The organism is Parabacteroides sp. AM58-2XD, assembly GCF_003463685.1.
Taxonomy (GTDB): domain Bacteria; phylum Bacteroidota; class Bacteroidia; order Bacteroidales; family Tannerellaceae; genus Parabacteroides; species Parabacteroides segnis.
Window position 1 is genome coordinate 1 of sequence record NZ_QSDP01000161.1, and the last position, 8,757, is coordinate 8,757.

Consider the following 8,757-nt stretch of genomic DNA (forward strand, 5'->3'; position numbering starts at 1 on the left):
TATTTAGAGTCTCCTATTAAGGTTTGAAATTCAATGATATATCTGCTTAATTTATTCATTCTTTAACATCAAATTTTTATGGGAGACTAGTGAATGGAATATTATTTAGAGTCTCCTATTAAGGTTTGAAATTCAATGATATATCTGCTTAATTTATTCATTCTTTAACATCAAATTTTTATGGGAGACTAGTGAATGGAATATATATATATGAGTTATTGTTTGAAAAAGAGGGTATGTTAAAAAGACTTTGAAATATTTTCCATTCTAAAAAAATGACGGTATAAATTCAGCATAATATGGATTTATACCGTTTTTTGTATCTTAGAGTCACTAAAGGGCAATATTTTCGCCGTGTAAATTTTCCTTTGTTTACGATGAACTTGTTTTAAAATATTGTCTAGACAATGATTGTATTGCTCAAAGTCTCAAATTCTCAACTTCCTTTTTTTCCTAAAAAATGTACTATCAAAAATTATTCTTATCTTCGTGCTGTTTAAAAAAACTTTATTGTATTAATTAAAAGGTATTAGTTTACTAACAGATTTATGAAAACAAAATTAATGTATTTCTTCAGCATGCTTTGTATGCTAGGCCTGTTTTCGGCTTGTAGTGATGACGATAAGGTAGAACCTATCGGAACAGAATTTGACGGTGTATACAAAGGAACACTGGACGTAGACCTGGACGGAACTAAAGTAGGTGCTGATCTTCCCCAGAAAGTGTATGTGACAAAGGTTGGCGACAACCAGATCAAGATGGAACTGAAGAACTTCAGTTTCGGTGCCATGGAACTTGGAAACATTTCCGTAGACAAATGTAATGTAGAAAAACAGGGCGATAACGTTTGTCAGTTTGATGGCGAACAAAAGCTATCCTTACCTATGGTTGGTGATTGTGACGTTGTTATGAACGGAACAATTACTGGTGAAAAACTCGAAATGGTTATCAATGTAAAAGCAACTCAGGAAGGTGCTGCTATCACAGTAAAGGTTGATTTTGTAGGTACAAAATTAGCTTCCGATCAAAGCTCGGAAGCTAAGATTATGGAGTTTACTTTCGATAGCAAAGAAGTGGTATCACAGCCTGTTATTGATGGAACTAGTATTACATTTATGGTAACAGATACCATCAAAGCGGAAGAATTGGCAGCTTTGGTTCCTACAATTAAGATTTCTGAAAAAGCGACTATTAGTCCGGCAAGCGGAGTAGCTCAGGATTTTTCTAAGCCGGTGACTTATACTGTGACTTCGGAAGATGGAATAACTACTACTACTTATACTGTTTCTGTAGCAGGAAAAGTATTAAAATATTCTTTTGATGAATGGGTGGAAGCAGGTACAGGTAAAGGAGTCTATTTAACCCCAAGTCCGGTTGATAAATTGGCTTCCAGTAATGGTGGAGCTACGTTGTTGGTTATTTTAGGTTATAAAGGAGGTTTCCCTGTTTTACAAACTGATGATGCTAAAGAAGGTGCAGCAGCTGCGAAATTAGTTACTCTTTATACAGAAGGTGCAGGTTTTAATATGGCTCCTGTTATTACTTCAGGTTCTTTGTTTACAGGAATCTTCGATTTGAATCCGTCAGATCAATTAAGTAGTACGAAATTTGGTATACCATTTGATTCTAAACCATTGCGTTTTAAAGGTTATTATAAATACACAGCCGGGGAAGGTCCATTCTATAATGGCAAAGCTACAGAGACGTTGGATCAGAAAGATAAATGTTCAATTGCTGCCATTCTGTTTGAAATTGAAAACGATAATGATGTATTGACAGGTCATGATATTAATAGTTCTGAAAAGATTGTAGCAGAAGCTAGGTTAGCTGATGGTAGCGATAAAGCCGAATATACGTCATTCGACCTTGAATTTGAATGGAAGAAAGATTATGATGCTTCGAAGAAATATAAATTAGCTATCGTTTGCTCTTCTAGTGCAGAAGGTGATGCATTCAAAGGAGCTGCGGGTAGTACGTTAATTATAGATGAATTTGAGGTTATTTCTGAATAAGATTTTTCTTTACAATTAATATAGAAATAATTTTTCACCCATTGATTAAGAAAGCAATGAAGCTGCTTGATCAATGGGTGATTTATTTTAATACATCTATGTAATTAGTTTATAATTATAGTCTTACTTTATTTACTCCATCACTACTAGCTATAACAAAATAAATACCCTTATTGAGTGTTGTAACATCAATTTTTAGTTCGGGACCTTGGTATTACCTCGGTGCCTTCTGATACAGATAAATGGCGATAAACGTATAAAGGATATTTGGAATCCAGGCTGCCACCATCGGACTCACATATCCGTTGATTGCAAAGGTCGATGTTACCGTCGTAAACAGGATATAGGAGAAACTCAGCGCCAGTCCGATACCGATATTCAATCCCATTCCCCCTTTGATTTTGCGCGAAGAAAGAGACGCCCCGATAGAGGTCAGGATAAATGCCGCCATGATGGAGGCGAAGCGCTTATGATATTCTATCTGGAATGTCTGGATATTACCGATACCACGCGTTTTCTGACGTTCGATATAGGTTGCCAGCTCCGGTGAAGTCATCGTTTCGCAGTCGGTGACGGAAATCAGGAAGTCGGAAGGAATAATCGTCAGCGTAGTGTCCTTGCGGGAACCTTCGGTGATATGTTCGCGCATTCCGTCGAAATCACGTATCATATAATCGATGACAGTCCATTTGTACAGAGAGTCGTATTTGATGGAGTTGGCAGTCAGTTTGGAAACCAGCTTCTTGTCTTCGAAATGTTCCAGAGAGAAACGGTAACCCATATTCGGACGTGCATCGTAGCGGTCGAAATAGGCAATCACGCCCGGTTCCACTTCAATCTGGATATTGCGGGCATATTCTACCTTTTTATTTCGGATATACTTATTCTGGAAGTCAATACGTGTAATATTGGCGGGAGGGATAATGAACGCGCTCAATATAAAACTGGCTATCGCAATAATCCCCGCCGAAATAGCATACGGCAACATAAGCCGCCGGAAACTCATGCCGCTGGCAAGCATCGCAATAATCTCCGAATTGTCTGCCAGCTTGGAGGTAAAGAAGATAACCGCAATAAACGTGAACAGCGGACTGAACAGGTTGGCAAAGTACGGGATAAAGTTCATGTAATAATCCAGGATAATGGCCTGTAAGGGCACATCCGGCTTCAGGAACTTGTCAATCTTCTCGTTTATATCGAAAACTACCGAGATAGAGATAATCAGTATAATCGCGAAAACATACGTCCCGAGAAATTGCTTGATGATATACCAGTCTATCCGTCTTAATTTGAATTTCATGCGAATGTCTTTTTTAGTTGACTGTCAACTTTTAAAGTCTGTTGTCAAGTTGTTGCACCATGCCGCTTTTCCAGGTAGAGAAATCGCCGGCAATGATGTGCCGGCGTGCTTCCTTCACCAGCCATAGGTAAAAGGCGAGGTTATGGATGGAGGCGATTTGTAAGCCCAACAGTTCGTTTACTTTGACCAGATGATGCAGGTAGGCTTTGCTGTAAAGCGTATCCACATAAGAGTTTCCGTCGGAGTCGATGGGGGAGAAGTCGTCTTCCCATTTCTTGTTACGGATATTGATGGTGCCGAAACGGGTGAAAAGCTGCCCGTTGCGTCCGTTGCGGGTCGGCATGATGCAGTCGAACATATCCACGCCGCGTTCGATAGCTTCCAGCAGGTTTATCGGCGTACCGACACCCATCAGGTAACGGGGTTTGTCTTTCGGCAATATTTCATTTACAACCTCGATCATTTCGTACATCTTCTCGGTCGGTTCGCCGACAGCCAGTCCGCCGATGGCATTCCCGTCGGCTCCCTTCCTGGCAACGTTTTCAGCGGCGTGCCGGCGCAAGTCCGGATATACGCAACCCTGTACAATCGGGAAGAGGCATTGCTGATATCCGTATTTCGGTTCCGTGGCGTTGAAACGGTCGAAACAACGGTCCAGCCAGCGTTCGGTCAGTCCCAGTGATTTCTTGGCATAGTCGTAATCGGCATCACCCGGACAGCATTCGTCGAAAGCCATAATGATATCGGCTCCGATGATACGCTGGATATCCATAACTTTCTCCGGTGTGAAGAGATGCTTCGAACCGTCGATATGCGAGCGGAATTCGGCACCTTCCTCATGCAGTTTACGGTTGTCGGAAAGCGAGAACACCTGGAAGCCACCGCTGTCGGTCAGGATAGGACGGTCCCATGTATTGAACTTGTGAAGTCCGCCTGCCTTTTCCAGTATTTCAAGACCCGGTCGAAGATAAAGATGATAGGTGTTACCCAGGATAATCTGGGCGTCGATATCTTCTTTCAACTCGGTCATGTGGACTCCTTTCACTGTGCCTTGTGTTCCGACAGGCATAAAAATGGGCGTCTCGATTACCCCGTGGTCGGTTGTAATCAAGCCCGCCCTTGCATTTGTTTTAGTATCGTTGTGTTGTAATTCGAATTTCATTCTGCAAAATTTGCTTGCAAAGGTAGCATTTTTCCGTTAGAATCCGAAGTCATCGACTTCTACGTTTTTAACTTCTTCCTCTTCCGGCAAAACAATGGTCTGATGCACCGTGTTTGCTTTTACGATAATGGCACGCATCGGACGTACCGGACAGATGGATTCGCAACCGCCGCAACCGACACACAGGTCCGGATTTACTTCGGGAATAGTCAGCGTCCCTTCATAAGGAACCATATGTACCGCTTGTGTCGGACAGTGTTCGGAGCAGGCACCGCAATCGGTCCCTTCCGTCTTCACGATACAACGGTTGATAAAGAAGGTGGCAATGCCGACTTGCAACGATTTCTTTTCTTCTACGGAAATCGGTTTGAGAGCCTCGGCCGGACAGACTTCCGAGCAAATGGTACATTCATAGTTACAATAACTGCTGATATAAGCCATGCGTGGTTTCAATAGATAGTCGAAACCATATTCAAGCCCTGCCGGACGTAATACCTGGCTGGGACATTTCACGACACAGATATGGCATCCCGTACATTTGTCTTTAAACCGTTCCAGGTTCAGGGAACCGGGAGGGGTGATGGGCGGCCATTTCTTCCGGCCTTTTTTCTTTCCGTGACCGTTGCCTTGACCATGTCCTTTGGCTTGTCCGACGCCATCTGCTATAGCCGAAACAACAGGCAATGTTGCAGCAACCGTTACTCCGGTTGCCAGGAACGTACGGCGACTGTTAGAAGCACTTACCCGTTCCCGTGCTTGACACGGGATCGCATTGGAACTGCCCGTATCGGCATTCTCTTTACGGAAAGCCGGTTTGAAACGGTATTGTAATCCACCTTTAGAGCAGGAAGAAACGCAATTGAAGCAATCCACGCAACGCGAAGAGTCTACCGTCATCTCTTTTGCATTAATAGCTTCCGCCTTGCAGGTTCGTTCACAGTTGCCGCAATGGTTGCAGGCTTCCTTGTCAAACGAGATACGCATTTGTGAATAACGTGATACCAGGCTGAGTAAAGCACCAACCGGACATAATGTATTGCAAAACAAACGCCCCCGGAAAATAACCATTACAATAAATACGACCAGTGCAACAATGGCAGATATTAATCCGGCAATACTAACCGTACTGATTGTAACATGGAATAAAGAATAGTTATCCATCTTCATCAGCCAGTCGGCTAATACATTATTTCCCCACATCACAGTTGGACGAAACAGATTTGCCGCTATACGACCGAAATTGCTATAAGGGTCGAGTAATAAGCATAACCCGGAAAATCCCAATGCGGTAGTCACCACTGTTAGGGCCAGTATTGAATATCGTAGCCAGTTCATTGGCTTATGATAACTGAAACGGCGAACACCTTTTTTCTTCTTTTTACCAATACAAAACAGACGGTTGATGATATCTTGCAGAATCCCGGCCGGACAAATGGCTGAACAGTATATACGTCCAAAAAGGTATGTCATAATAAGTAATACTGCAACAATACCAAACATGCCGCCTAATACTGCGGGCAATAATTGGATATGCAGAAACTTATGTACATCCACTGGCATCTTGTTGGTGAAATCAAGAAAAAACAAGAGTATGGGTATAAAAAACAGGAGTGCGAGAAGTACTCTCACTCCTTTCTGATAATTTAATCGCTTCATTAAATCTTAATACGTTTGATATTGACTTTCTTCAAATCCGTTGTTCCCAGTTTCAATTCTTCGCCTTTGCTGATATGGCTTACGGCTTCCATATCCAGTTTCTTTACCTGGTTGAACAAAGCCAGGGCAGCCGTGTCGATGGCAATGATGTTCGGGGAAACAATCATGGATTTCAATGTAGCTACGTCGGCAGCGCTTTTACCCTGCGGTCCGTTCTGATGCATCATACGGTAAGCATCCACAATGTTCAATACCGGTTTCTTCTGCCAGGTGCAGATGTCGGCGATACATTGTTGCAAGTCGTTCTGATGGAAGAAACGGCGGTCCCACACGATACCCATATAGTTCTTCATGGCACACGACAGTTTCGCTCCGCCGTGGTTCTTCAGGATAGGCACATTAATCCACGCATCCGCTTCAATCAACGCTTCATGTATCTTTGCAGACTTTACTTTTACTCCGTTAGGGATGGATACTTCTTTGAAATACTTTTCATCGTTGGCGGGCATGATGATACCTCCGGCTTCTTTGACGGCGGCAGCGATGCCACTGCTTTCGTAACATTTCTGCCAGTTGTCGCAGGTATGGTCGAAAACAGTCACTTTTTCAGCTCCGGCTTCCAGGCACTTCTTTACCAATGCCTTGATTAGTTCCGGATTAGTGTTTCCAGCCAGTTCCGGTGTACGGTCCCAGCCGATGTTCGGTTTGATAACGACTTTTTGCCCTTTCTTGATGTATTTACCGATTCCCCCCAGGGTCTCCAATGCTTTGTCAAGCATGACTTCGGGCTCTCCACCCATTACGGCGACCATTTCGGGAGCTTGTTCTACTGCCATCGTATTGCTGGACAACGCAGCTTGCAACCCGGTAAAGTCTATTGAGAGAGCGGCGCCAGCTACTACACTGGTCTTTAAGAAATCACGACGTTTCATCTTCTTGTAATTGGTTATTAGAATTGTTTATAGTTGAAACAAAGGTAGTAATTCTCTGAATTATAGTGTATCTTTGCCCACAAAAAATATTAAATTAATGGAATTATCAGGCTATATATCATTGCAATCGTTCGTTGAAGGATGCACCGGACCGGCCAGCGAACCGGCACTTATTTTACAGGCTGAGAATTTATTATATACGGTTCCTGAAGAAGAATATCAATATGGATTATCGTTGCTCCGGAAGGCTATCGGAGCATATGAGGCACAAAAAGGTATCCCTTTGGAAAGCAGCAAACAGGCTATTCCTTTTTTTCGTGAAAAGCGCCGGATGCTGATCGGGCCGGAGATGGAACTTTATAAGTTCTCCTTCTATGAGAATGAAACCGTTCTGCCTGAAAAGGTGTGGTCACCCCGACAGCCTTATCTGCGGTTATCGTTTGATTATGAGCAATTAGCCGAACATTGTCTTTTTGAAAACATATTCCTGGTACGCTGTAAATACGACGAAAAACAGATACTCGATAATTTCATTACTCAGATGGACCGCGAGTACGATAAATTCTTTTTCGATGAAGAACACAGCGGCTTTACTGCCGATTCGCGTTTCTTTTCTCTTTTATGCAATGCCTGCCTGGAAGTAGAGGAACCATTATCTGCTTCGGAAAAAGAATGGCGGCTGGCAGTCCTCCGCAGTCCGTCCGAAGCCGGTTACCGGTATGATAACGGACAATTGCTGCCTTCCGTTCCCATTTCTTTACCGTTAAGTGTGATTCGCCGGGTTGCTTTGCTTAACAGTGAGAAAGAAGGATTGAATTTTAGTGCTCTTGCCGGATTCATGCAGCGCATCGGATTACCGCCCGAACGTTATCTGGAAGGTTTGTTGGAACAATAAACAACAAACTATTGACGGAATTGATTTAGTTCAAAGGTTCTTATCTACAATATCTACAACTTCTGTTGTAATTTATTGTTTATTAGCGGACTATAATATGAATGTAGATATAAATGTATCTACAATAGTAGGGATATATCTACCATTATTGTTACTTTTCAAATACAACATGTAACCATCTTACACTTGTGGGGTATTACATTTATCTCTATGTCCATAATTGCTGTCAGGTATAGTTTATTTGTTTTTCTGCTGTCTAAACTTTTGTTTTGTGCTGAGAAAACAAAAGTTTCCACTGCATAAAACTTTTATTTCCTCCACAAGAAACTTTTATTCATCCCTCCTCCTTCTCCATCGAAAAGCAAGATAGTGCATAAAGTGGTAGATAAAGGATGGTAGTTGTAGATATAAAATCATCTACAACTATTACATAAGATGTTTATTTATAAAAGATTTAAGATATAATTGTAGATGTTGTAGATGCTATTAACTATTTAAATTATCATCTAAGAAACTGTTTTTATTTTATGATATGAGTCACTATTTATCAGACTTGAATGTTTGTTTATAGCAACTGGTTGTACCTGGCTCCCCTCTGGAGAGGGGGAAGGGGGTGTGTCATGTCCCCGCCATACAACCACCATAATCAGAGTCACTTGGTTATTACAGGTTCATTTGCCGTCTGCTTTAGCTCAATGTCATCAATTTAAGGTTCATAGTGCTCTTTTGTAATTAGTTAGAGTATAGTTTTTACAATTGGGCCTTCCTTTCCTTGCTCGTGGAAACTTTCTTCCCGGTCT

6 protein-coding genes are annotated in these 8,757 nt (G+C 42.1%); 2 read left to right on the forward strand and 4 right to left on the reverse strand.

Annotation, left to right across the window (positions count from 1 at the left end):
* The first annotated feature begins 563 nt into the window (after window positions 1–563).
* Window positions 564–2,012 carry a PCMD domain-containing protein gene (locus DXA15_RS23670; protein WP_128135679.1) on the forward strand — a complete coding sequence of 483 codons (1,449 nt, stop codon included), beginning with the start codon at window positions 564–566 and terminating at the stop codon, window positions 2,010–2,012.
* Between the two features lie 214 nt (window positions 2,013–2,226).
* On the opposite strand, the gene DXA15_RS23675 is transcribed toward DXA15_RS23670, so the two are convergent.
* From DXA15_RS23675 to DXA15_RS23690, 4 genes are read right to left on the reverse strand one after another with little or no spacing between them, the layout of a single operon-like run.
* A complete protein-coding gene (locus DXA15_RS23675) occupies window positions 2,227–3,312 on the reverse strand; it encodes an LptF/LptG family permease (RefSeq protein ID WP_128135675.1) in 1,086 nt (361 codons plus the stop codon).
* A gap of 31 nt (window positions 3,313–3,343) precedes the next feature.
* Entirely contained in the window at window positions 3,344–4,474 is a 1,131-nt protein-coding gene (tgt, locus tag DXA15_RS23680; RefSeq protein ID WP_128135676.1) for a tRNA guanosine(34) transglycosylase Tgt, read from the reverse strand.
* A gap of 36 nt (window positions 4,475–4,510) precedes the next feature.
* A complete protein-coding gene (locus DXA15_RS23685) occupies window positions 4,511–6,130 on the reverse strand; it encodes a 4Fe-4S binding protein (RefSeq protein ID WP_128135677.1) in 1,620 nt (539 codons plus the stop codon).
* The gene (locus DXA15_RS23690; protein ID WP_255420005.1) at window positions 6,130–7,080 is read right to left on the reverse strand and encodes a DUF362 domain-containing protein; all 951 of its coding nucleotides are present in this window, start codon (window positions 7,078–7,080) and stop codon (window positions 6,130–6,132) included. Before DXA15_RS23690 ends, DXA15_RS23685 begins: the two co-directional genes overlap by 1 nt.
* A gap of 79 nt (window positions 7,081–7,159) precedes the next feature.
* On the opposite strand from DXA15_RS23690, the gene DXA15_RS23695 reads away from it, so the two are divergent.
* Window positions 7,160–7,957: a hypothetical protein gene (locus tag DXA15_RS23695; RefSeq protein WP_128135678.1), complete on the forward strand. Its 798-nt coding sequence runs from the start codon at window positions 7,160–7,162 to the stop codon at window positions 7,955–7,957.
* Window positions 7,958–8,757 lie beyond the last annotated feature (800 nt).

Bases quoted from the DNA above. Each gene is read 5' to 3' on its own strand.
- DXA15_RS23670 (WP_128135679.1), top strand. From the start codon at position 564: ATGTATTTCTTCAGCATGCTTTGTATGCTAGGCCTGTTTTCGGCTTGT.
- DXA15_RS23675 (WP_128135675.1), bottom strand. From the start codon at position 3,312: ATGAAATTCAAATTAAGACGGATAGACTGGTATATCATCAAGCAATTT.
- tgt (WP_128135676.1), bottom strand. From the start codon at position 4,474: ATGAAATTCGAATTACAACACAACGATACTAAAACAAATGCAAGGGCG.
- DXA15_RS23685 (WP_128135677.1), bottom strand. From the start codon at position 6,130: ATGAAGCGATTAAATTATCAGAAAGGAGTGAGAGTACTTCTCGCACTC.
- DXA15_RS23695 (WP_128135678.1), top strand. From the start codon at position 7,160: ATGGAATTATCAGGCTATATATCATTGCAATCGTTCGTTGAAGGATGC.